The organism is Ignavibacteriales bacterium, assembly GCA_026390595.1.
Classification (GTDB): domain Bacteria; phylum Bacteroidota; class Ignavibacteria; order UBA10030; family UBA10030; genus UBA9647.
The window spans coordinates 71,073-95,754 of sequence record JAPLFQ010000021.1 but is presented as its reverse complement, the minus strand read 5'-3'; the positions used below and the strand labels follow the sequence as shown (position 1 = coordinate 95,754).

Sequence of the window (24,682 nt, the reverse complement as noted above, 5' to 3'; positions counted from 1 at the left end):
GAGCCGGACTCTCTTGAGCGTACTCTCCGCCCGTCTATTCGCCAGGTCTGCTTTTGTCGGAGGCCTCCTCGCGTGCTGCGCCATTTCGACGGCTCTTGCGCAGCGAAACCTGACCCGCCTCGTCAATCCGTTTGTTGGTACGGCGAAGAACGGCCATACGTATCCCGGGGCAACGGTACCGTTTGGGATGGTACAGTTGAGTCCCGATACCCGCACTGAAGGGTGGGATGCATGCTCCGGATATCACTACTCAGATTCCAGCATCCTCGGGTTCAGCCATGTGCATCTGAGCGGCACCGGCGTTGCCGACTACGGCGACATTCTCATCATGCCGACGGTCGGACCACTCCGCGTCATGCAGGGGGATCCTGTACGTGGCGTGCGGGGGTACTGGTCGAAGTTCCGCCACGCAGAAGAATCGGCTTCGCCCGGATACTACCGGGTGAAACTTGAAGACTATGGCATACAGGCAGAGTTGTCCGCGACGAAGCGAGTCGGTGTCCACAAATACACATTCCCCAAGGCCGATAGCGCAAACATTGTAATCGATCTGAACCATGGACTCGGGCTCGACAAAGTGAAAGAAGCGAGCATACAGATTATTGGGGACGATGAAATTGTTGGGTTCCGGAGATCGGAGGGGTGGGCGAAGGACCAGGTCGTGTATTTCGCGGCGAAGTTCTCCAGGCCGTTCAAGTCATTTGGAATTGCACTTGACGATGTCATACGATCCCAGCGCCGGGAGGCGTCGGGGGAAAATGTGAAGGGGTTTATCCGCTTCAAGACGCAGGCCAACGAGACGATTCTGGTTAAGGTCGGTCTGTCGTCGGTAAGCATCAAAGGAGCCCGGAAGAACTCGATAGCTGAGGTCCCCGGTTGGGATTTTGAGAGCGTGAAAGCCGGGGCGGAGCGTGCTTGGAACACGGAGCTGAACCGGATATGGGTTGACGGGGGCTCGGAGACTCAACGTCGCACGTTTTATACTGCATTGTATCACGCGATGCTCGCGCCGAATACGTTCAGCGACGTGGACGGCCTGTATCGCGGCATGGATGGCACGGCGCGCCAGGCGAACGGATTCGAGATGTACTCCGTGTTTTCGCTCTGGGATACGTTCCGGGCGGAGCATCCGCTGTTCACCATCATCGACCGAAAACGTGCGAGCGATTTCGTCCTGTCCCTGCTGCAGAAGTATGAGGAATCAGGCATCCTGCCCGTATGGGAGCTGGCAGCAAACGAAACATGGTGTATGATCGGGTATCACGCTGTGCCTGTGATCCTCGATGCCTATGTGAAGGGGATACGTTCATTTGATGCAGAGCGGGCGCTGGTTGCGATGAAACACAGCGCCAACCTCGACCATTACGGCTTGAAATCGTACCGAGAGAACGGATACGTCGCAGCGGAAGTGGAATCTGAATCCGTATCGAAAACTCTCGAATACTCGTACGACGATTGGTGCATTGCACAGTTTGCATCATGGCTTGGGAGGAAGAGGGAGGCGGCGGAATTCGGTGAGCGGGGAGCGCACTTCCGGAACCTGTTCGACCCTTCAACCGGCTTCATGAGAGCCAAGGAGAATGCGGCTTGGGTGGAGCCGTTCGATCCGAGGTCCGTGACGGTGCATTATACCGAGGCAAACGCGTGGCAATACAGCTTCTTTGCCCCGCAGGATATTGCCGGCCTGATTGAGTTGAACGGAGGAAGAGAGAGCTTCGTCAGCAAACTCGATCAGCTTTTCTCGGCGAAGGAAGACCTGACGGGCCGTAACCAGCTCGATATCAGCGGAATGATTGGTCAGTACGCTCAGGGGAATGAACCGAGTCATCACGTGGCGTATCTGTATGACTATGCCGGCGCGCCCTGGAAAACTCAACAAATCGTAAGACGCATACTCGATTCATTGTACACCCCGGAACCGGACGGTTTGTGCGGCAATGACGATTGCGGACAAATGTCCGCCTGGTATGTATTCGGCGCGATGGGGTTTTATCCCGTGACACCGGGCCTGCCATACTATTCAATCGGGAGCCCGATATTTGATCGCGTCACCCTCAACCTGGAAAATGGAAAGCAGTTCGTCATCCTGGCGGACGCGAACTCGGGAGCGAATCGCTTCATTCAATCTGCCCGTTTGAACACGATCCCTTCTACGCGCACATACATCGGTCACGAAGAGATCATGCGCGGAGGAATTCTCGATTTTGTCATGGGTCCGCGGCCAAACGAACAATGGGGCTCCGGTCCCGCTGATGCTCCTGCAGTCTCTCCAACGGTTGCCGCGGTCTCAGCGCCGGTGTTGAAGGCTTCATCTGCTGTCTTCACCGATTCTCTTGAAATCAGTATGAGTTGCACCACGCCCGGGACTTCTATCTACTACTCTTTGGCGGGAAACATGAGAGATGCGACATTCCGCAAGTATGACGCTCCGCTTGTTCTACGGGAAGGTACTGCCATCTCGTTCTATGCACAAAAAGAGAACGCCGGAAGGAGCAAAACGATCAGGGCTTCGTTTACGAAATTCACACCACCCGGGACAATCACCCTCAGCACTTCCTACAGTCCTCAGTATACCGGAGGCGGAGATCCGGCGCTGATTGACGGGCGGCGCGGAAATACGGACTTCCGCCTCGGTGCCTGGCAAGGGTACGAAGGGAATGACCTGGACGCTGTGCTTGATCTTGGGAGCATCAAGCGTGTTTCTCGCATCGCGCTTGGCTGTTTGCAGGACAACAATTCGTGGATCTTCTTCCCGACAAGCGTCGAATTCTCTCTTTCGTCGGATGGAGTCTCCTTTGGAAATCCTGTTGTGGTCGCCAACAACGTCAGCCAGAAAGATGAAGGGGTTCGTCTGAAGGAGTTCTCGACCGACACCCGCTCAGCGAGTGCACGGTACGTCCGGATCAGAGCCAAAAATGTCGGCCTGTGCCCTGAATGGCACAAGGGCGCCGGCAGCAGGGCGTGGCTCTTCGTAGACGAAATCAACCTGATCGCGCAATAGTCCGCCCATGAAAATTCAGTTCACTCCTGCATTCATTCGTTCCTCGTCAAGATTGGAGAGATAGGATCATGAAAAGAAGGACATTCATCAAGACGGCCTCGCTGGCAAGCGCGGCAACGTTGATATCTCACGAAGCCCCTTCCGGGATGCCTGCTGCAATCTCGCATACTACCGGGGGAGCGAAGGGATCGGTCATTCTCTCTACCTGGGATTTCGGCAAGGCGGTTCCTGAGACCGCCTATCGAACACTGATGAATGGCGGAACTCTCATCGACGCAGTCGAGAAAGCCGTGATGATTCCCGAAGCCGATCCGAAAGTGACAAGCGTCGGGTATGGCGGCTATCCGGACCGTGATGGCAGAGTCACGCTCGATGCGTGCATCATGGACGGTAACGGGAACTGTGGATCGGTCATGTGCCTCGAACACATTATGCATCCTGTCTCCGTTGCCCGGCTCGTGATGGAAAAAACGCAGCATGTGGTGTTGGTGGGAGAGGGAGCTCTGCAATTCGCGTTGGAGAACGGATTTAAAAAGGAGAATCTCCTGACAAAGGAGGCAGAGAACGCTTACAAGGAATGGTTGAAGACCAGCAAGTACCTCCCTCCAAAAGTCGATGAGCACAATCATGATACCATCGGTCTTCTGGCAATGGACGGCAAGGGGAAGATGGCGGGTGCGTGTACGACGAGCGGGATGGCATGGAAAATACGCGGACGAGTGGGCGATTCACCGATCATCGGGGCGGGACTCTATGTCGACAGCGATGTCGGTGGCGCGACTTCCACTGGATTGGGTGAGGCGGTAATAAAAGTGGCCGGGAGCTTCCTCATCGTGGAATTGATGCGCAACGGCAAATCACCGCAGGAGGCGTGCAAGATCGCTTTGGAGCGGATCGTGCACAAGCAGCCGCACTATGCAGAGAGGGGTGATTTCCTCGCCGGATTCATCGCAATGACGAAGGATGGCGAAATCGGAGCAATGAGCTATCGCAAAGGCTTGCAGTATTCGCTTCACAAGGACGGGGTTGTGAGCATCGTCGATGCAGAGTACATGGTGAAATAGAATCTGGGGGGACGTGCTCTGTCACGTCCCCCCTTCAAGATCGGTCACACCCGCAAGGTGACCAGATAGACGCAAAAACCCAATGGAGTTCTCCCCGTGATCCTCGAAGTCTGTATCGATTCGGTTGCATCTGCGCTTGCTGCTCAGGAAGGGGGAGCAGGAAGAGTCGAGCTCTGTGCTGACCTGGATGTCGGTGGCACGACGCCAGATGCAGGCGTGATGAAGTCCGTTCGCGAGAGCATTTCGATTGCTCTGCACGTGATGATAAGACCAAGACCTGGAGATTTCTGTTATTCCGACCTTGAGTACGATGCGATGAAACGGGAGACAGAGCTGGCCAGGAGACTTGGAGCTGATGGAGTGGTATTCGGTATTCTCACACCGAAAGGAAGAGTCGATCTTGAACGATCCGGCCGCCTGCTCGAGTTGGCAAGACCGCTCTCGGTGACTTTTCACCGGGCGTTTGACGAGACCTTGGACCTCTTGCAGGGGATGGATGACCTGAAAGCTCTCGGAGTCGACCGCCTCCTGACATCGGGCGGCAAAGGAGATATTCTTGGAAACTCGAGATTGCTTGGGGACATTGTTCGCAGATCGGACAGAGCGGTGAAGGTAATGGCGGGTGGGGGAGTGCAATTCGAGAACGTGAGGGAACTTGTGAAAAGATCGAGAGTCCACGAGGTCCATACGCTCTCTGCAGTTCTGCTTGATGAGCCTTCTGGAGCAGATGTATCGAATCGTTCGAGGGTCAATGGCAGGATAGTCGACCGCGAAAAGGTGAGGCGAATGGTTGACCTTCTTCAAGGGCTCTCTTCGAATTCTCCCAGGTGACTTCCCGGTCTGGGATCTGATTTCCACTCACCGATTCCCAAGCATATCACTGGGCTTTTCTTGACTTTTCAGTTCAGAAATGGTATGCTTACCACTGAATGTGAGCGATAACATCAGCACGACCATGAAGATCCCGTCTTGATTTCTCTCTTGGATCAACAGGATTGGCGTTTCTCTCGCTCGCCGCTGATGTATGCCGGTCCCGACATCGCAGCCCCTCCACCGGGCGCTCGGGCCCCGGCATCGTCTGAATCCCTATAAATCACTGCTCCTCCACTCGCAAGGACTGGCGCCGATGCAATCCATCCATCTTGCATTCTCCGACTGGCTAATTATCGCCATCTATTTTGGTTTTGTTCTCGGGATAGGCTTCTATCTCAAACGGTTCACGAAAAACGAAAACGACTTCTTCCTCGCGGGCAGGAAGAACAGCGCATGGGTCGCGGGCCTCGCTTTCCTCTCAGCGAACCTCGGCGCACTCGAGTTGCTGGGCATGACGGGCAATACATTCAAGTACGGAATGTATGTCGCCCATTTCTACTGGATAGGGGCGATTCCGGCTATGCTTTTCCTCGGACTCTACATGATGCCGTTCTATTACAGTGCCCGCATCAAGTCCGTTCCCGGATATCTCAAGCTCCGGTTTGATGAAAAGACCCGGGTCCTCAACGGCATTGCCTTCGCAGTTATGACGCTCCTTGTCTCGGGCATTAACCTCTATGCCATGGCTCTGGTCCTCCACACATTCCTTGGGTGGGACTGGAACATAAGCATGTGGATCTCGGCGGCGACGGTCGCTGGCTATGTAACCCTCAGCGGACTCTTGTCTGCAATCTTCACGGAGATCATGCAGTTCTTTCTCATCTGGTTCGGTCTGTTTCTTGTCTCCGTCCTCGGTATCATCGAGATTGGCAGCGTGAGCGACATATTCCATCGCGTCGATGAACTCTACAAGACCGTGTCATACACGACGCTCTGGTCGACAAGCGGTGATCCCAATCTGAACGGCATGCTCATCACATGGGGGGGCATCATCCTGGGACTCGGTTTTGTTCTTTCGTTCGGGTATTGGACCACTGACTTCCTCGTCGTGCAGCGCGCCTTCTCCGCCAAGGACCTTCGTGCCGCACGTATGACTCCGATTCTGGCCTCCTTCTTCAAGATGGCAGTCCCGTTCATTGTCATCCTCACGGGCCTCATCGCAATAGTGCTCGCCAACGATGCCAAGAGCGGATTCGCTCTCATAAAAGATGGAGGGCAAGTCAATTATGATTCTGCTCTGCCTCTCCTTATTGCACGATACTATCCTCCCGGACTTGTCGGCCTTGGAGTGACCGCTCTTCTTGCCGGATTCATGGCCGGCCAGGCCGGCAACATCAGTGCTTTCAATACGGTATGGACGTACGATATTTACCATTCAGTTCTGAACAGGAAGGCATCCGACGCTCATCTGCTCTGGATGGGGCGCGTCGCGACAATCGTCGGAATCCTGATCAGCGTAGGAACCGCATACTGGGCAAAGAGTTTTCCGAGCATCATGGATTATATGCAGGCCATCTTCTCGTGGGTGAATGCTCCATTGTTCGCGACCATGCTCCTTGGCATGTTTGTCCGATGGATTACCCCAAATGGTGCGTTCTGGGGACTGTTGGCAGGCATGGGGTCTTCCTTCACACTTTTCCTTGCGGTGAAATTCAATTGGTTTGCGGTGAAGTACCTGACACTTTCAGGCACTGCGAGTGATATGGCTGCGAATTTTTGGCGCGCATGGTGGGCCTGGCTGATCTGCTTCTTCGTCACCATCGTCATCAGCCTCTTCACCGAGCGCAAACCGGAAAGCGAGCTGGTCGGTCTCGTGAAGGGTCTCACTCCGGACGTCAGCTCCGAAGGAATTCCGTGGTACCAAAAACCCGAAACGTTCGCGATCATATCGGTCATCGTGCTCGTCGCCCTGAACATCTACTTCTGGTAAACTGGAGCGTGCAATGGAACAGGAACCCAAACAAATGAAGCCGATCTGGTATTTCGTCGGCCTGATGCTGACCGCGATGGGAGCCGTCGTTCTCATCTCGGGAGTGATCGATTACCTGGGAGAGGGGACCTCGAAAACCGTTTTGGCGGAGCTCCATCCCGCTTTGTGGTGGGGTGCGGTGATGATAGTCGCCGGACTCATTTTCTTCCTTCCGAATCGAAAACCGAAGGTTCAATAACCGGGACCGCTGACATTGAACCATCTTGCAAGCAAGCTCGATGCCCTCTTTCAGAAGAGATTCGGAATAAGGGACGACCGGATCATCGTGCGATCGCCCGGAAGGGTCAACCTGATCGGCGAACACACCGACTACAATGAAGGCTTTGTCCTACCCGCCTCGGTGGACAAAGCCATGATTTTTGTCGTCGCGCCTCGCAAAGATGACCAACTTCACTTCCATGCTGCTGATCTGAACGACGATTTCAGCGGATCTATCGCAGCGATTCAGAAATCCTCAAAGAGCTGGCCGAACTACCTTCTTGGCGTCATCGACGAGCTGACCAGGTCCGGGAAACGCCTCCTAGGCTGCGACGTGGTATTCGGTGCCGACATCCCTATCGGCGCCGGCATGTCCTCTTCGGCCGCCATCGAATGCGGCCTTGCGTTCGCCCTGAATGAGCTTTTTCGACTCGATCTCGGCAAGCTCGACCTCGTGAAGCTTGGCCAGAGGGCTGAAAACAAGTTCGTCGGTGTGCAATGCGGCATCATGGATCAGTTTGTCAACATCTTCGGTCAGGATCGCAAGGTGTTGAAGATCGATTGCCGAACGCTCGACTTCGAGTATTTTCCCTTCGAGCGGCCGGACCTCAATATCGTCCTCTGTGAAACGGAATCGAAACGATCTCTCGCCTCGTCTGAATACAACATCCGGCGTCAGCAGTGCGAGGCTGGCGTCACAATCCTTCGGCGCCATAACAAGGAAATTTCAAGCCTGCGTGATGTGACCACGGATTTTCTGCTGGAACATCGGGCCGAGATGGAACCGGTAATCTATCAGAGATGCGAGTACGTTGTGCAGGAGAACCAGAGAGTCCTTGCCGCATGTGAAGCCCTTCAGCGAAACGACTTCCGTTCCTTCGGTGAAAAGATGTACCAGTCACACGATGGGTTAAGCCGCGGATACCAGGTCAGCAGTCCCGATCTCGATTTCCTCGTCGATGCGGCTTCATCCATCAACGGAGTGCTCGGGGCTCGCATGATGGGAGCAGGATTCGGAGGATGCACGATTAACCTTGTCGAACAGGCCAGAGTTCAGGAATTCGTAGACACGATTCATGAGCGGTGCCGCAAGCGTTCGGGCACAGCAAACAACGTGTACGTGACCCGGATTGAGTCGGGCACAGGCCTGGTTTCGGCACTCTGAGGCTGAGCTGCTGCACATACTGCATCGGGAGCATGCTGCTCAGCGTGCCTCACGATGTTGACCATTGTGGAGGAGAGGGTTTACTGAAGCCCTCCGTTGAACTCATCAGGTGTATCCCTCATCGTGTTCTGAATGCTCTGACCGGAAAGACGGACGAACGGGAATCGATATGACGCGAACATTCAGGTTCATCCTCACATTTCTTTTTTCCTTTTCACTGCTTCAGGGCCAATCCCTTAAGACCCTCGATATCAGCACGGCTTGGGGACTCGCGGTCACCGGGTTCCGTTCCGGAACCGGCGCGCATTACGGGTGCGACGATACACTGCCTCTGTTCACATTTGAATTGAATGACACCGTGGTGAGTTCCTTCGCGGTCTCGGCTGTGCAGGAGAAGGACAGCATCCGGTGGACACATGGTTCGGGGATCGAAGGCTCGGTCAGAATCCAGGGAGACTTCTCCCTCGGTTGGAAAGCGCTCCTCACCTTTCGGAATGCGTCCGCACGGAAACTGCAGATCTCGAACGTCGTTCCCCTCGGTGTCGCGCCTGATCACGTCACCATCATTTCTGCAGGACCTGCTGACGTTGCCCATCGTCTGAGTCGCTCCCAGTTGTTCAGGCCTGGAGTCGGACCGATTGGCGTAGTTCTCCCGGACAACGCGTGGGAGCTCGGGTTTTGTGACGTCGCGATTTCTGACTCCCGTTCGCTCACGTCTCTTGCTCGGCGGACGGAATCAGGCAAAGCGGACGTACGCCGGTTCAGGACCATTCTGGAGCCGGGTGGTTCCGTGCAGTACGCGTGTTTTGTTGACCAGCACGAAGGCGATTGGCGAAATGGATTGAGGATGATGTTCCAGGAGCGATGGTTGTATGACCTCGGCAGATTTGACAACACGCTGTTCGAGCGCACAGACCTCGGCTGGATTCGTCAAAGCTATCTTCTCCTCCTCCAATTCGCGTGGGATCAACAGTACTACGACGCCGCTCAGGGTAAGTCTCTCTTTGATCGCTTCATCGCCGAGCAGGACAAGGTGCTCGGCGGTTATGAGGCATTCATGATTTGGCCTACGTGGCCCCGCCTCGGTCTTGACCAGCGAAATCAATGGGATATGTACAGGGATCTGCCGGGTGGGCTGAAGGAGCTGCGGCGTCAATCCGCGGTCATGCACAAACGCGGCGAGAGATTTTTCATTTCCTACAACCCATGGGATGAGAGCACCCGCCATGAAGATCACATCAAGGGCATGGAAATGCTCCTGAAGGAGATCGATGCTGACGGCGTCGTGCTCGATACCTGGGGAGAATCGAGCAGGGAATTTCAAGCAGCAGCTGATCGCGTGAAACCGGGGATTATTCTCTACAGCGAAGGGATGGCCGTTCCAAAAGACATGCCCGGCATCGTCGCAGGCCGCGTTCACGATGCCATCTACCTGCCGCCGCCGCTGAATCTCAACAAGCTCATCAAGCCCGACATGGCAATCTTCCGTGTGATTCAACTGGCCGAAGGCAGGATCCATCGGGAGACAGCAGTGTCGTTCTTCAATGGATATGGGGTGGAACTCAATATCATGAGACCGGGGCGGCCCGACTGGATAGGCGAAGAATTCGCGTACCTGGGAAGGACGACGAAGATCTTGCGCGAGAACTCCTCTGCGTTCCTCAGTCAGTCCTGGACTCCATTGCTGCAAACGAGGATGGACAGCATATGGGTCAATCGATGGCCCACGCCGTCGAAAACGCTCTTCACGGTCTACGGTTTGCGTCCGGAAGGATTCACCGGGCCGCTGTTTGAAGTGAATCCGCCGAAGGATTCACACTACGTCAGCCTCTGGAATCACGAAGAGCTCACGCTCAAAGTGGTGAACGGCACATCGTTCGTTCCGGCGACGGTTGATGGCTTCAGCCGGGCCTGGCTGGATACACGACGGGAAGGAAATGTCGATTGCATAGCGTTGCTTCCAAATCTGCTGAGAGTGAATGTCGATCAGGACTCGCTTCGATTCGAAGCTTCACAGGGAACGAAAGTTGTCGTCTGGGCCGGATTGCCGGCGTACGGCTGCCGCTCGGTTGAATTTCCGATAGGATCACGAACGATCTCTCTGCGTGAGCGCCTCGGGACTCACGAGGAAAAATTTGTGGTGCAACTCTTCCGGGAGAGGGAACTCCTTGACGAACGCGTGGTGAACGTACCGCTGGCCACTCCAAGATTGGTCTCACACGTTCAGCGAACAACTCCGGCATCTATCCATCCGGAGGGAATGGTTGAATTATCATCAGGAACCTTCAAGTTTAAAACATCCAGAAGTTTTCTAAGCCCCAACGAGGCGATTCCCTATCCTGATTATGCCGATGGCCGTATCGTTGGCGTTCAACGACTTTATATGGACAGGTATCCGGTCACCAACTCGCAGTTCAAAATGTTCCTGAAGGCGAGTCGCTACAAGCCAGAAGACACGACGAATTTCCTGAGGCACTGGGCTGCAGGGAGCCCGCCAAAGGGACTTGAGAATCATCCCGTTGTCTATGTGAGCGTGGAAGACGCAAGGGCGTACGCGCAGTGGAGCGGTAAGCGTCTTCCCACTGAAATCGAATGGCAGTACGCGGCGCAGGGGACGGATGGACGGAAATATCCATGGGGAAATACCTTTGACTCGACGCGGTGCAACAACAGTCTGGGGAAATCGACTCCAGTTGGCATGTTCCCCTCCGGAAAAAGTCCGTTCGGAGTGGAAGACCTTATCGGAAATGTCTGGCAGCTGACGAACGATGTGTATGACAATGGCAGCAACTATTTCGGTATCGTGCGCGGCGGTTCCTTCTACAACCCGAGTTCCAGCGTATGGTATATCAAAGGGGGACCTCAACCGGTGGACAATCCCCAAATTCTATTGATGGTTTCACCCGCGCTGGACCGCAACGCTACGGTTGGTTTTCGATGTGTCAAGGATGCAGCTCAAACTCAGTGAAGCGGCAGCATGCTGTTGATCGAAGAACTGCATGATTGGACGATGAGCAAACCAAAGCGGGAAGACGGGAACTCGGCGAAGAATCCGGATGGGCGCGTAATGGCGAAAGATGTTGCCGCGAAACTCGGCATCTCGTCCATGACCGTTTCGAGAGTCATGAACAAACGCTCAAACGTCGGCGAGCAGACGCGCACGCTTGTCCTTGAAGCGGCGCGGGAACTGGGGTACAGTCCCAATCGCATCGCGAAAAGCCTCGTCCTCCGGCGGACAAATTCACTCGGCGTTGTTGTCCCGGAGATCACGCATTCCTTTTTCCCCGAAGCGATACGGGGCATGGAAGAAGTCGCGTATCAAGCGCACTTCCGGCTGATCCTGATGCATTCGGCCGAAAGCGCCGAGCGGGAAAGGGATGCCATCCTCACGCTTGAATCGGAAAGAGTGGATGGGATTCTGATTTCCATGGCCCAGACTGTCGAAGACTACCAGCCGTACCGGCAGGTCATTCGGCTGGGAGTGCCGATAGTGTTCTTCGACCGCTGCGTCCAGGGGATCGGCGCCAGTTGTGTCAGTCTGGATGACGACGACAGCGCATTCAGAATCACGAACCACGTCATCGATCACGGATACACGCGCATCGCTCACCTCTCGGGGCCGCAGAAAGTGTCGATCGGTCGTGAGCGGCTGCGCGGGTTCAAACGCGCTTTGAGCGAACGCGGATTGCAGTGTCGTGACGAGTGGATCGTCGGGTCCGGATTCCAGGAAGAGGATGGCTATGTCGCCATGAAAGCACTGCTGGCGCTTTCGCCCGACCGCCGGCCGCGCGCGGTGGTGGCCGTCAATGACCCGGCCGCGTTCGGGGCGTTCAAAGCTGTCAAAGAATGTGGATTGCGGATTCCAGAGGATATCGCTCTTGTCGGTTTTTCGGATGACATCAGAGCCGAGCTCATGCCGACGCCGTTGACGACTATACGTCAGCCGGCGTATGAGGTGGGGAAGAGAGCCATCCAGAAATTGATAGGAATTATTGAGGGAGAATCTCCGGAAATTGAGAATATTGTGCTTCGGGGAGAGGAAGTTCTCAGAGAGTCATGTGGTCCGGGACACCGGCGTTGTGCGCAACCGGAGTTGGAAGTTCAATCTGACATTCCGGTTGGTGAAGAAGCGAATGCTAAGTAAACCCGGTCGGTGCAGCGCAGGCCCGGGTTCTTGCGTTGTCCGGCACAGTATTGACGAAAACAAAAATCTACGGGAGATCTATGAACGCCTTTCTTACGAAGCTTCTCACCGAACAACCTATCATCACTGATGGTGCGTGGGGAACGCAGATCCAAAGTCTGGGCCTCGCGGCAGGCGCCTGTCCCGATCTATGGAACCTCGAAAACCCTTCTGCAATCGAGAAGGTCGCAACAGCGTACGTCGATGCCGGAAGCCGGATCATACTGACCAATACCTTCGGCGCGAGCCGGATCATGCTCGAACGCCACGGTTTGTCAGACAAAGCGGCGGCGATTAATCGCGCTGGGGCGGAGATTTCACGCAAGGCGGCCGCGAACAAAGCGTTTGTGTTCGGGTCGATCGGCCCTACAGGGAAACTCTACTTCACCGGCGAAATTGCAGAGAAAGAACTGAGCGACGCGTTCGAAGAGCAGGCGATGGCGCTGGCCGAAGGGGGCGCACAAGGAATAGTTATCGAGACCATCAGCGAACTCGATGAAGCGAAGATCGCTCTCAAAGCTGCGCGAAAAACGGGGTTGCCGGTGGTGGTGTCCATGGTGTATGATTCGGGGAAGGAATTCGATCGTACGATGATGGGGACAACGCCCGAAGAAGCGGCCCATGAGTTGCACAACGAGGGAGCGGATGTCATCGGCGCGAACTGCGGCATGGGCATCGAGTTCATTCTGACTGTTACGAAGCGCCTCCGTGCGGCAACAGACCGCCCTGTCTGGATCAAGCCAAACGCCGGTTTGCCAGAGGTGATCGAGGGAAAGGTTGTCTACAATATCGATCCTGCCCATTTTGCAGCGCACGCATCAGAAGTCGTGGCGGCCGGTGCGGACTTTATCGGCGGATGCTGCGGTACTAGTCCGGCGTTTATCAGTCTACTCAAGCGAACGCTTTCGGGCAAATAGCATCAGGCGTTGTCGTCCCGGAACACTCATCCGCAGGAGAAACCAGAGACCCGTATGGGCAAGCCTACCGTTCATCTCATTTGTAACGCACATCTCGATCCTGTGTGGCAGTGGAGGTGGGAAGAGGGATGTGCCGAAGCGATTGCGACATTCGGCAATACCGTCGAACTTCTGCACTCTCACAAAGACCTTGTCTTCAACCATAATGAGGCAGTGCTCTATCGTTGGGTGCAGCGATACGATCCAGCACTTTTCAGGCAGATCCAGAAGCTCGTAAAGGCGAAACGATGGTGCATCAGCGGAGGATGGTATCTGCAGCCGGACGTCAATATCCCCGGTATTGAATCCCTGATAAGGCAGATTCTTGTCGGACGGAAATTCTTCCGAGAGCATTTTGGCGCCGAACCGTTGGTGGCTTATAATTTCGATTCATTCGGACATAGCGGCGGGCTCCCGCAGATTCTCCGACAGGCCGGGTACAAGATGTATATCCACATGCGCCCGCAGCATCCCGACCTGAAGCTCCCCGCGGATCTCTATCGATGGCGCGGTGTCGATGGAACAGAAATCCTCACTCATCGAATCTCAGTCGGGTATTACCACTCGGAGCGTGACAACATCGAAGAAAAACTCCGCGGGGGTGTTGAGGCTGCCCTGAAGATGAATCGCGATGTCCCCGTCTTCTGGGGAATCGGCAACCATGGAGGAGGTGCAAGTCGTGAAGCGCTCGAACAGATCGACGCGTTCATGAAAAAGGAACGACGGGTCAGGATCGTTCACAGTACGACTGAAAATCTCTACATGGCACTCAGGAAACACGCTGCATCGGCTCCTCTCTTCCAGGGCGATCTTCAACGCGTGTTTACAGGCTGCTATACCTCGCTCTCGCGTGTGAAGCGTCGAGCTCAACGCAGCCTTGGCGACATCGTGCAGGGGGAAGCTCTCTGTTCCTGGGCATGGTGGCTGGCAAAGGATCGATATCCAGTGAAAGATCTCGGAGAAGTGTGGGCCGATCATTTGTTTAATGACTTTCACGACATCCTGCCCGGTTCGGGCGTCGAAACGGCCGAGCTGGACGCGTTGGATCAATATGGAAAGATCTCGGAGAGTGTACGCCGCCTGCGGCTCTCGGCAGTCAGCGCATTCAATGCCGGGAAACACCGCAAGCTGTACATTCCGGTTTCAGTCTGGAACACAAACACTGCGACTGCATTCGTCCCGATTGAGCTGGAGTGCATGATCGATCTCCGCCCGCGGTGGACCGGTGATTGGCACCTTCGTCTCCACTCGCTCGATGGTGAGGAAATCCCCTGCCAGGAAGAACAACCTGAGTCCCTCATGCCTTTCAACTGGCGCAAGAGGATTTCGTTCATGGCAGGTCTGCCGCAGGTGGGTGCCGCAAGGTATGAGCTGCGAATTCACGAAGGCAGGAAGATTGACAAGAATGCTCCCGCATTGCTCAGCCATACATTGGATCCGCGGAAAGGATTGATCACAAGCCTTGACGCCGGAGGAGGGAGAGAGTGTCTGTCCGGACCATTGCTCCAGCCGATTGTGGTGGAAGATGACGGAGATTCGTGGGGAGCCGATCGATGGTGCTATCGGGAGGTTGCAGGTCTGTTCCAGGCAAGACCTGACAAGCATGTGGTCCTGGAGAAAGGCCCGATTCGAACCATCACACAATCGGTTTTTCAGTATGCTCGCAGCTCAATTGAGATGCGGATGATTGCGTACTCATCCTGGCCGGTCGTGGAATTCCTGCTCAGGATCAACTGGGCAGAGTCGGCCAAGCGGCTCAAGCTCTCGATTCCTACCGCGTTCAGGAATGAAGCGATCTATTGCGAAGTTCCCGGAGGTGCAATCCTCAGGCCTGCCGATGGCGAAGAACATGTTCACGGTCGCTGGTGTATGCTTGAAGGCAGCATCCGGGGACAAAAGACTGCATTGGCAATCGTCAACAGCGGCCAGCATGGATTTGATTTCTATAACGGTGAGATCCGGCTCTCGGTCCTGCGCAGCGCTGCGTACTGTCACGATCAGGGATTCAAAATCAGCGGGCCGACGGCAAGAAAATACATGGATCAGGGGGTTCACGAAGTCCGGCTGCTTGTGACGGCGGGAAATGCGGAGGAGATCCTCACATCACTTTCCGGCCTGGCCGACTGGCTGAGTGCGCCGCCAATTGTGTATTCTCATCTTCCGATTGGATCGGCGATGAGTCCGTCGGACGAGTTCGTGCGACTTCAGCCCCGGCATGTCCGACTGCTTGCCTCGAAGCAATCCGAAGATGGGAAGGCGCTCATTCTCCGGATGCAGGAGACGGTGGGGCTTGCCTCGAAAGCAAGGCTCTCGATTGGGACGAAGAAGCCAATCCCGCCTCTTTTATTCAAACCATTTGAAATCAAAACGATCCGATTTGAGAAATCCGGTAAGTGTCGGGAAGTCGGATTGATCAGCGAACGTTAGGGAGTTCATGAGACCAGACATCACGCAACTGATCAAGACATTACGGAGGGGCAAAGGGACGCACATCCCCATGATCGAACTTGGGGTGCATCCGAAAATCAAAGAGCGTTTTCTGGGAAGGGAAGTAAAGTCGCTGCAGGACGACATCGATTTCTGGCGAACAGCCGGATACGACTACGTGAAGATCCAGCCTGTGGCGGATTTCAATCCTGCGAAGATTGGTCTCTCGGAGCATCTCACGTACAATCAAGATGGGACGCTGTTTCGGAAATGGGCGTCAGAGAACAAGGGGGTCATCGCCGATTTCGGGGATCTCGAGAAATACACGTGGCCCTCGAAAGCCGACTTCGACTACAAAAAGTTCGAACAAGTGCGCTCCCTGCTGCCCGAAGGCATGGGCGTGATCGCTCAGTACGGTGACATCTTCACGATGACCTGGGAGATGATGGGATTTGAATCATTCTCGCTCGCTATTTTCGAGAATCCGGATCTCGTCAAGGCGCTCAACAACAGAATCGGCGAGCTCGTCATAAGCATGTTCGAGTATTTTGCCCAGTCGGATGCGGTCGATGCCATCTGGTACAGCGACGATATAGCCTTCACAGAGGGGCTCTTAGTGTCTCCCGATACGCTCCATTCATATTTCTTCCCATGGCTCATGCGTATCGGAGAACTCGCCCGTAACTCGAACAAACCATTGCTCTACCACACCGATGGAGTGCTCTGGGATGTTTTCGAGGACATCATCGGCTGCGGGGTCGATGCGATTCACCCGATCGAACCCAAGGCCATGGAGATCGCTGAAGTCAAGCTGCGCTACGGTGACAGATTGTGCCTGCTCGGCAATGTCGATGTGGATACACTTGCCAGGGGCACGCGTGAGGATATTCGGAGAATCGTGAAAGCAAATGTCGAAAAGGTTGGACAGAACGGTGGCTATTGCATTGGCTCAGGGAACAGCATCCCGGAATATGTTCTCTATGATAATTATCTGGCTCTCCTTGAGGCGTCCCGTGAATTCGGCGGGTGAGTTCCATGATCAGAGAGCGAATCCGAAGTGAAATACACGACTGAATGGTATTTCTTGAGCTTCCCGAAGGAGGGTTGAGTAATGAAAACGAAGGTCATCGTTCGATATCTTCTACTGGGCTGTGCTCTCGCCCTGGCAGTCCCTTTTGCGCGCGGGCAGCAACAGAAGACAAGGGCAAAATACCTCGACCCGAAAGTGGCCATCGAAGACCGCGTGACAGATCTTCTCTCCAGGATGACTGTTGAGGAGAGAGTCGCACAGCTTCAATCTACCTTGAAGAAGATCGAGTGGGGCAAGAACTTCACGGTGAACGGACTCGGAGGCATCGGGCCGCTGCTCCGATGGTCTGTTGCGAAGGAGGCGGCTGAGAAGGCAAACGAGTACCAGAAGATGGCACGCGAGAAAACGAGGCTGGGAATCCCGATCATTATTCATGACGAAGCGCTGCACGGCCTCATTGCCAATGGTGCGACGAGTTTCCCGCAGGCGATCGGTCTGGCGGCGAGTTGGGATACCGATCTGATGGCGAATGTTGCGACTGCAATTGCGAAAGAAACGCGCAGCCGCGGTATCCGTCAGGTGCTCTCCCCCGTCATCAATATTGCCAGAGACGTCCGCTGGGGACGAGTCGAAGAAACGTACGGTGAAGATCCCTATCTGCAATCCCGCCTCGCTATCGAATTCTGCAAGAACATTGAAGATGCAGGTGTTATCACGACCCCCAAACACTTCGTGGCAAATGTCGGCGACGGCGGGAGAGACAGTTATCCGATTCACTTCTCGGAGCGGGAGTTGAGGGAAGTGTATTTCCCCCCGTTCAAAGCTGCGTTCCAGGAGGCAAATGCCTCATCTGTCATGTCCGCTTATAATGCGATCGATGGCATCCCGAGCACGTCAAGCAAATGGCTCCTCACGGAGGTTCTGAGGAAAGAATGGGGATTCAAAGGATTTGTCGTGTCCGATTACGGCTCTGTATCTGGCATTATGGATAAGCACCACGTAGCCGCTACGCCGAAAGAAGGGGCCGCGAAAGCTGTGGAGGCGGGGCTCGACGTGGAATTGCCGGACATCTATTTTTATGGCGAGCCTCTCCTTCAGGCTGCCAGGGACGGATCCGCTTCGATGAAAGCTATCGACGAGGCCGCGCGGAACGTCCTGCGCGCAAAGTTTCGGCTTGGGTTATTTGAGAATCCGTACGTCGATCCCGAGAGCGCCGCTTCAGTAAATGATTCGCCCGACCATCGGGCGCTTGCGCGGGACGCCGCCCGCAAGGCAATCGTGCTTCTGAGGAACGAAGAGAATACGCTTCCATTGAAGAAAGAGGTCAAATCCATCGCGGTGATCGGTCCCGAAGCTGAGGCGGCCAGGCTTGGCGGGTACAGCGGTTTCGGCACAAAAGTCGTGACGCTGCTCGATGGAATCAAGAGCAAGGTTCCCGCGGCGAAGATAGTGTACGAGAAGGGTTGCGATGTCGGCTTCACGGCGCTGCCGCCGATATCATCGGAATTTCTAGTGCCTGCAGATGCCAAGCCGGGTGAGCACGGTCTGCGCGGCGAGTACTTCAAGAACAAAGATCTGCAGGGGCCGCCTGCACTCGTCCGAACCGACAAGGTCATCAACTTCGAGTGGGCGATGGGATCCCCTGAGCCGAACATCGCTCCTGACCATTTCTCGGCGCGTTGGACCGGCAAGCTGATTCCGAAGGAATCGGGAACCTACAGTGTGGGGTTCAGCTCGGATGACGGAGTCCGTTTGTACATAGACGGGAAACTGCTCATCGACAGCTGGTTCGACCGCGGTGCCACGCTTGACGTCGTCACGATGAAGCTCGAGGCAGGTCGAGAGTATGATGTCAAGATCGAATACTATGAGAACGAAGGATGGGCCTATGCGAGCTTCGTGTGGGACATGAAGCGTCCCGTTGATCCGCGCATACAGGCGGCCGCAGACGCGGCGAAGAAATCCGACGTGGCCATTGTCGCCGTTGGAATTATCGAGGGGGAGGGATACGACCGATCAAATCTCGATCTTCCGGGCGAGCAGGAGCAGCTGATTCAAGCAGTGGTCGAGACGAAGACACCGACCATTGTCGTCCTGATCAATGGCAGCGCTGTCACGATGAGGAAATGGGTGAACAAGGTTTCAGCAATCGTCGAGGTGTGGTATCCGGGTGAAGAAGGGGGCAATGCAGTGGCGGATGTGCTCTTCGGTGACTTCAATCCCGGCGGCAAGTTGCCCATCACATTTCCCCAGGCCGTCGGCCAGGTTCCCTTGTACTACAATCACAAACCCACGGGGCGGGGAGATGACTACACAGATCTCAGCGGCAAACCGCTATTTCCATTCGGTTTTGGGCTAAGCTATACAAAATTCAAGTACTCAAATTTGCAGGTGTCCCCTCAGCGAATAAACCCGGACGGGAAAGTTCAGATCTCCGTTGATGTTGAGAACACCGGACGTCGGGCAGGGGACGAGGTTGTCCAACTGTATTTGCACGATCCTGTTGCGAGCGTCACGCGGCCCGTCAAGGAGCTGAGAGGTTTCAAGCGAATCTCCCTCGCCCCCGGAGAAAAGAAAGCCATCGTGTTCGCTCTTTCCAAAGAGGAAATGGGATTCCTGGACGATGCTTTGAAGTTTGTCGTCGAGCCCGGTACTATCGAGGTTATGGTGGGAAGCTCGTCAGATGATATCCGCGTGAAATCAGAGATTGAAGTAGTGAAATAAGACCAGGTGGAGTTGGGTGTGGGGGGTGAATCAGCAACAACATAGCGCTCTGGAGTGGAAATGCACCGTGATATGATGAAGTGGAAACAATCGGTCCTGGATTCGAAGAAACGCCTGGCTGTGCCCGTGATGACGCATCCTGGCATGGCGCTGCGGGGCAACACTGTCCTGGCAACTGTAACGAATCCCAGGTTTCATTTTGAAGCGGTGCAGGCCGTCGCTCAACAGTATCCGACCGGTGCTTCGACGATGATCATGGACCTCTCCGTCGAAGCCGAGGCGTTTGGCGCGACCATCCGGTTTGCCGACGACGAAGTTCCTTCGGTGACGGCGCGATGTGTCCATGACGCCGACTCGATCGAGCAGCTGGCAATCCCCGGTCTTACACAAGCGCGGGTTGGTCAATGGCTTGAAGCATCAAGGCTTGCGGCGAATTCGATTTCGGACAGGCCGGTCTTTGCCGGTTGCATCGGGCCTTTTTCGCTCGCAGGGCGTCTCTTCGATGTCACGGAAGTGATGACGGCGATTCTCACGGAACCCGACAGTGTTCTTGCTTTGCTCGAAAAGTGCACTCAGTTTCTGATGGCATATGTGAAGGCATTCAAGGCGGCCGGGGCCAACGGAGTGCTGATCGCGGAGCCAGTAGCCGGTGTGCTCTCTGCTGACCACTGCACGGAGTTCTCGTCGAATTTCATCAAGAGAATTGTGGAAGCCGTGCAGGACGATAGCTTTCTGGTGATCCTGCACAATTGTGGGGATACGGACACGCTCGTTTCATCGATGCTCTCGACCGGTGCGGGAGGACTGCATTTCGGTAATCGCTGCAACATCGTGAAAGCACTCGAGCAGATTCCCGGAGACACACTCGTATTTGGCAATATCGATCCCGTTGCTGTTTTCAAATCGGGATCACCAAAATCAGTCCGCTCGGCAACGCTGCAATTGTTGCAGGCCACGAAGGGTTTTTCCAATTTCGTTCTCTCATCAGGCTGCGATGTTCCGCCCCACGTCCCTCTCGAAAACATCGATGCTTTCTTTGCGGCATTGAGTGAATTCAATGCTGGACCGTAGGTGTGCTGAATTCCTAAGACCAGCGTCACGAGTAGTGTGAAGCTTCACACTCACCGTGCAACCGAAAGGGGATTGCATGAAGTCCCGAAAACGAACACCTAAGAATATCAATCGGCGAGATTTCTTCCGGAAGACAGCCCTCGGCGGTGTGGGGCTTTCCTTCCTTTCGTTCACTCCTCAAAGCAAGAAAGAGAAGCCTGTGCAGACTGCGCCCGTGTCGTTGCGCATACCAGACAATTCTCTTCCCTCGCCGCGATACCTCAATCTGAGTCCGGCAGAGTGGATTTGGTATCCGTCGGGAAGAACCCTGTGCAATACGGTGGTTCTGTTTCGCCGTACGCTCAGTCTTGCGGCGCCCGTCAAAAGAGCTTCCGGTTGGATTGTTGCGGACAGCCGCTACCGGTTGTTCGTGAACGGCAAGCGAATTCAGTGGGGGCCTGCGCCATGTGATCCTCGGTGGGTCGAAGCGGATCCGCTTGATCTTACTGCGAGTCTGAAGGAAGGAGAAAATGTCATCGGGGCAGAAGTCCTGTACTTCGGCCTTGGTGATGGCACGTGGCCTATTGGCAAGACCGGATTTCTGTTCAATCTCGAGATAGAACTGCAGGACGGAAGCCTCGTCAAGGTTGTATCCGATCCTTCATGGCTCACGCGCCTTGCATGGAGCTGGAAACCCGGCCGGTACAAACGATGGTATCTGCGATCGCTGCAGGAGGAATTCGATGCGCGTCTGTATCCCTACGGATGGCTGCAATCGGATTTCAAAACCGACGCGAACTGGCTGCCGCCGATGAACCTCAGATGCCCGGCAGACAAGCCAAGCGGGTGTTCATCGTATCCCGAATACGCAATGGAGATCCGCGGCACCAAGGACGTATCAGAGCTCAGACGCCGGAGCATTCCGATGCTATCGGAACAACTTGTCCCGGTCAAGCAGCTGAGCGAATCACTGTGGATCCGCTGGAAGCGAACGCCGGATGAGTACTTTGACAACATGACTCCCGACTGCTTCGACGCGATCCGCGCTTCAAGCGCAGCGCAGGTTGCCCCAGGTACATGGAAGGTCTCTCTCGATGGATCCCGCGCCGCTGCACTGACTTTTGAATTCGAAGAACAGATCGTTGGCTGGCCTTCCTTTGTCATCGAGGCCCCGGAGGGAACGATCGTAGAACTGATGGTTCAGGAGTCCCACGAGGTCGGCGGGCCCGCACTCCTGAATACGCAGTTCTACTCGTGGACAAGGTTTATCTGTCGAAAGGGAGTGAACGAATTTGAAACGTTCGATTTTGAAAGCTGCCGCTGGATGCAGCTCCACATCAGGGGTGTAGCCGGAGATGTGGTCATCCGGAACGTCGGTCTGCGCCGGCGTGTGTTTCCCTGGCTGCATCAGCCCGCAATCGTTTGCTCTGAACCCGGACTGCAGAGTCTGTTTGATGCTTCGGTGAATACGCTCAACAATTGTGCACAGGAGACCATCGTGGACGGCATGGCACGCGAGCGCCAGCAGTACAGCGGCGACGGGGGACACCAGCTGCACGCGATCTACTACGCGTTCGGAGAAACAAGACAGACAGCTCGGTATCTCGAGACGTTTAGTCAGGGAATCACGATTGACGGATATTTTCTCGATTGCTGGCCTGCGTATGACCGGCTTGCGCGCCTGCAGGAACGCCAGCTGCAGATGACCTTCTGGGGGCCGCTCCTTGACCACGGGGTTGGGTTCAACTTCGATTGCTGGCATCACTATCTCTACACCGGAGACCTCGAATCTGTGCGGGAACCGTACCCGCGGCTTCTCCGGTTTTTCAACTACCTGCGGTCCATCAAAGGATCCGATGGGCTGCTCCCGGTCGAAAATCTTGGCGTTCCATCGCTCTATATCGATCACAGTGCATTCAAGCAGCAAAAACACAAACAATGTTCTTTCAACCTCTATGCGTCAGCGATGTCGCTGCACGCTTTGGCGCCGCTGTGTGATGCGTTCGGTGATCGGCGTTGGGGGGAAGAAGCAAGGGAGTTCGGAACTGAGCTTCTGAAGTCGACCGTGCGACTATTCTGGGACAAGAAACGGAATCTTTTCGTTGACAATCTTCCCTGGTCCGAAAAGGAAAACGGGCTCCGGTTCTCAGACAGGACACTCGCGACGTCGGTCTTGTTCGATCAATGCCCGGGGGCAAAACAGCAGCCCGCAGTTGAGATGCTGGCCGCGTGTCCGCCGGAGATGGGATTCTCCTATCCGGCAAACGCCGGGTGGAGACTCTGGGCCCTCTCCAAGGGAGGGCGAGCCGACGCGATTGTCAATGATCTTCGCACTCGCTGGGCTCCCATGGATTCGGTGCGACTGAACAACACGCTGCAGGAGTTCTGGACAGCAAGGTTAGATTCTACAGATCAATGGAGCCACTGTGCGGTTGTTCCCCTTTTCGTGTTGTACATGAATATCGCCGGCATCCGGCCCCTGACGCCTGGATACCGGACGTACGAAATCGTCCCGCAGTGCGCGGACATCCGTTCGATGGATCTTACCGCTCATACAGTCCGTGGACCGATTCGAGTGAAATGGGATGGGGCCGTCGGTGGGAGGCAACTCATCATCGAGACTCCGCCGGAAGGAGCAGGGGAGATCGCAATCGACAAGCGTGAGGATGTTGCTCTGAAGCGTCTGCGGGGTATGGGGCAGTTTGGCCGGGTACGCTACCAGCTCCCCGCCGGCGAGAGGGTGACCTTAAATCTGACTCACACATAGCATCAATAGGTGCATTTCCGCGCTTCATCTGCGAAGGCTTTCAGCAGTTCCATATCAGCATCGAAAAAGTGATCCGACGGGCACAGAATGTAACCGCCGTCCCGACCGGCTTCATCGAAGCACTTCCTCACAGCTTTTCGCGTCTCCTCGGGAGTGCAATCCTTGAAGTAATGGAATTGATCGAACCCTCCAATCATGCATACTTTGTCCCCAATTCGTTCCCTGGCCTCGGCGAGGAGAGTGTCTCCTCCCATTGAAGAGGGGGTGAACGTCTCCATCGCGTCCGGCATCATTTCGGCGAGGCGTTCGAGGAATGGCATCATTCCCCCGCAAGTATGATACACGACGCGCTGACCCACCGCATGGGCGAGGTCAATCAACGGCACATCATAGGGTGCAACGAATTGGTCGAAGATGTCGGGAGAAATCACCGTTGAAGACGCATCACCGCCGCCAAGCTCGATGACGTCGTACTTCGCCCCTTTGAGCGATTGGATGAACACTTGTTTTCTTTCCAACATCACCTTCATGAAGGCATGTACCCAATCGGGATCTTCGAATGAAGCCATGATCAAATCTTCGATGCCGTACAAAACCGATGCATCCTGCCAGCACCCCGGTTGTCCATACACGTCGAACGAATTCACAAAGCCCCGTATCATGCCCCGCTCTCCAAACGTGTCCGCCTCCCGGTTGACCATCGCCACATCGCACGTTGGCTTCACGGCAAATTCGCCTATGATGTCGATATCAGATTTTTCCTTGATCAGTCGCTCGCTCACCCAGGAGGTATGGTCGTTGCTCTGGAGAACTGTTGTGAGGGTCTTTTTTGGGGTGATGAACTTGTACCGGACTGTCTCATAACGAGGATCGGCAAGCGGTTCATGTTCAATGCGCCAATTGTCCGAGACAATCCTGTGAGCCTCGAGGTATCCCGGTGTATGAATCGGATCGTAGAACTCACCGTTGGCTTCGTCCGGCTTGTAGGCTATCAGCCAGCGGATCGGGTCGAGCCCGATGGTGTCAAAGAATTCGTCGTTTGTAATGCCGTTCATATACTTCTTCAGGAAATACGGCATCACATGATGTGTCGTGACCGGAAGCCGGTCAGCTTTCTGGCGCGTGAGCGCCGCGATAAATCGCTGTTTCGGAGTCAAGCTGTTGTCCTGGGTCTTCTGAGCGCAGCGTTTCTGCTCATTGCCTTGCCGCCCATGGGAGTTACAGGGGGCAGGCGGGTGTGAGTCGTATTTGAGG

At 55.2% G+C, this 24,682-nt stretch carries 15 protein-coding genes; 14 read left to right on the top strand and 1 reads right to left on the bottom strand.

What is annotated here, in order from left to right; translation table 11 throughout:
• The first annotated feature begins 13 nt into the window (after positions 1-13).
• From NTU47_10555 to NTU47_10490, 14 genes are all read left to right on the top strand, one after another.
• A complete protein-coding gene (locus tag NTU47_10555; protein MCX6134240.1) occupies positions 14-3,001 on the top strand; it encodes a GH92 family glycosyl hydrolase in 2,988 nt (995 codons plus the stop codon).
• Positions 3,002-3,069: 68 nt separating this feature from the next.
• Positions 3,070-4,065: a N(4)-(beta-N-acetylglucosaminyl)-L-asparaginase gene (locus NTU47_10550; protein ID MCX6134239.1), complete on the top strand. Its 996-nt coding sequence runs from the start codon at positions 3,070-3,072 to the stop codon at positions 4,063-4,065.
• 96 nt (positions 4,066-4,161) lie between these two features.
• Positions 4,162-4,896 carry a copper homeostasis protein CutC gene (locus NTU47_10545; protein ID MCX6134238.1) on the top strand — a complete coding sequence of 245 codons (735 nt, stop codon included), beginning with the start codon at positions 4,162-4,164 and terminating at the stop codon, positions 4,894-4,896.
• Positions 4,897-5,191: 295 nt separating this feature from the next.
• Positions 5,192-6,868 carry a sodium:solute symporter family protein gene (locus tag NTU47_10540; protein MCX6134237.1) on the top strand — a complete coding sequence of 559 codons (1,677 nt, stop codon included), beginning with the start codon at positions 5,192-5,194 and terminating at the stop codon, positions 6,866-6,868.
• Between the two features lie 13 nt (positions 6,869-6,881).
• Complete coding sequence (locus tag NTU47_10535; protein ID MCX6134236.1) at positions 6,882-7,106, top strand: hypothetical protein; 225 nt, start codon at positions 6,882-6,884, stop codon at positions 7,104-7,106.
• A 15-nt stretch (positions 7,107-7,121) separates the two neighbouring features.
• The gene (gene galK, locus NTU47_10530; GenBank protein MCX6134235.1) at positions 7,122-8,291 is read left to right on the top strand and encodes a galactokinase; all 1,170 of its coding nucleotides are present in this window, start codon (positions 7,122-7,124) and stop codon (positions 8,289-8,291) included.
• Between the two features lie 169 nt (positions 8,292-8,460).
• Positions 8,461-11,259: an SUMF1/EgtB/PvdO family nonheme iron enzyme gene (locus NTU47_10525; protein MCX6134234.1), complete on the top strand. Its 2,799-nt coding sequence runs from the start codon at positions 8,461-8,463 to the stop codon at positions 11,257-11,259.
• Between the two features lie 9 nt (positions 11,260-11,268).
• Positions 11,269-12,435, top strand: a complete 1,167-nt coding sequence (locus NTU47_10520) for a LacI family DNA-binding transcriptional regulator (GenBank protein MCX6134233.1) — start codon at positions 11,269-11,271, stop codon at positions 12,433-12,435.
• Between the two features lie 80 nt (positions 12,436-12,515).
• Positions 12,516-13,391, top strand: a complete 876-nt coding sequence (locus NTU47_10515) for a homocysteine S-methyltransferase family protein (protein ID MCX6134232.1) — start codon at positions 12,516-12,518, stop codon at positions 13,389-13,391.
• Between the two features lie 54 nt (positions 13,392-13,445).
• A complete protein-coding gene (locus tag NTU47_10510) occupies positions 13,446-15,857 on the top strand; it encodes a hypothetical protein (GenBank protein ID MCX6134231.1) in 2,412 nt (803 codons plus the stop codon).
• Positions 15,858-15,864: 7 nt separating this feature from the next.
• Entirely contained in the window at positions 15,865-16,887 is a 1,023-nt protein-coding gene (locus tag NTU47_10505) for a nucleoside 2-deoxyribosyltransferase (protein ID MCX6134230.1), read from the top strand.
• 81 nt (positions 16,888-16,968) lie between these two features.
• Positions 16,969-19,611: a glycoside hydrolase family 3 C-terminal domain-containing protein gene (locus tag NTU47_10500; protein ID MCX6134229.1), complete on the top strand. Its 2,643-nt coding sequence runs from the start codon at positions 16,969-16,971 to the stop codon at positions 19,609-19,611.
• Between the two features lie 60 nt (positions 19,612-19,671).
• Complete coding sequence (locus NTU47_10495) at positions 19,672-20,682, top strand: uroporphyrinogen decarboxylase family protein (GenBank protein MCX6134228.1); 1,011 nt, start codon at positions 19,672-19,674, stop codon at positions 20,680-20,682.
• Between the two features lie 76 nt (positions 20,683-20,758).
• Entirely contained in the window at positions 20,759-23,428 is a 2,670-nt protein-coding gene (locus tag NTU47_10490; GenBank protein MCX6134227.1) for an alpha-L-rhamnosidase N-terminal domain-containing protein, read from the top strand.
• 2 nt (positions 23,429-23,430) lie between these two features.
• Here the strand turns inward: NTU47_10490 and NTU47_10485 are convergent, their stop codons facing one another.
• Positions 23,431-24,585 carry a hypothetical protein gene (locus tag NTU47_10485; GenBank protein ID MCX6134226.1) on the bottom strand — a complete coding sequence of 385 codons (1,155 nt, stop codon included), beginning with the start codon at positions 24,583-24,585 and terminating at the stop codon, positions 23,431-23,433.
• Positions 24,586-24,682 lie beyond the last annotated feature (97 nt).

Bases quoted from the DNA above. Each gene is read 5' to 3' on its own strand.
- NTU47_10550 (MCX6134239.1), top strand. From the start codon at position 3,070: ATGAAAAGAAGGACATTCATCAAGACGGCCTCGCTGGCAAGCGCGGCA.
- NTU47_10540 (MCX6134237.1), top strand. From the start codon at position 5,192: ATGCAATCCATCCATCTTGCATTCTCCGACTGGCTAATTATCGCCATC.
- NTU47_10535 (MCX6134236.1), top strand. From the start codon at position 6,882: ATGGAACAGGAACCCAAACAAATGAAGCCGATCTGGTATTTCGTCGGC.
- NTU47_10525 (MCX6134234.1), top strand. From the start codon at position 8,461: ATGACGCGAACATTCAGGTTCATCCTCACATTTCTTTTTTCCTTTTCA.
- NTU47_10520 (MCX6134233.1), top strand. From the start codon at position 11,269: ATGCTGTTGATCGAAGAACTGCATGATTGGACGATGAGCAAACCAAAG.
- NTU47_10515 (MCX6134232.1), top strand. From the start codon at position 12,516: ATGAACGCCTTTCTTACGAAGCTTCTCACCGAACAACCTATCATCACT.
- NTU47_10510 (MCX6134231.1), top strand. From the start codon at position 13,446: ATGGGCAAGCCTACCGTTCATCTCATTTGTAACGCACATCTCGATCCT.
- NTU47_10505 (MCX6134230.1), top strand. From the start codon at position 15,865: ATGAGACCAGACATCACGCAACTGATCAAGACATTACGGAGGGGCAAA.
- NTU47_10500 (MCX6134229.1), top strand. From the start codon at position 16,969: ATGAAAACGAAGGTCATCGTTCGATATCTTCTACTGGGCTGTGCTCTC.
- NTU47_10495 (MCX6134228.1), top strand. From the start codon at position 19,672: ATGCACCGTGATATGATGAAGTGGAAACAATCGGTCCTGGATTCGAAG.
- NTU47_10490 (MCX6134227.1), top strand. From the start codon at position 20,759: ATGAAGTCCCGAAAACGAACACCTAAGAATATCAATCGGCGAGATTTC.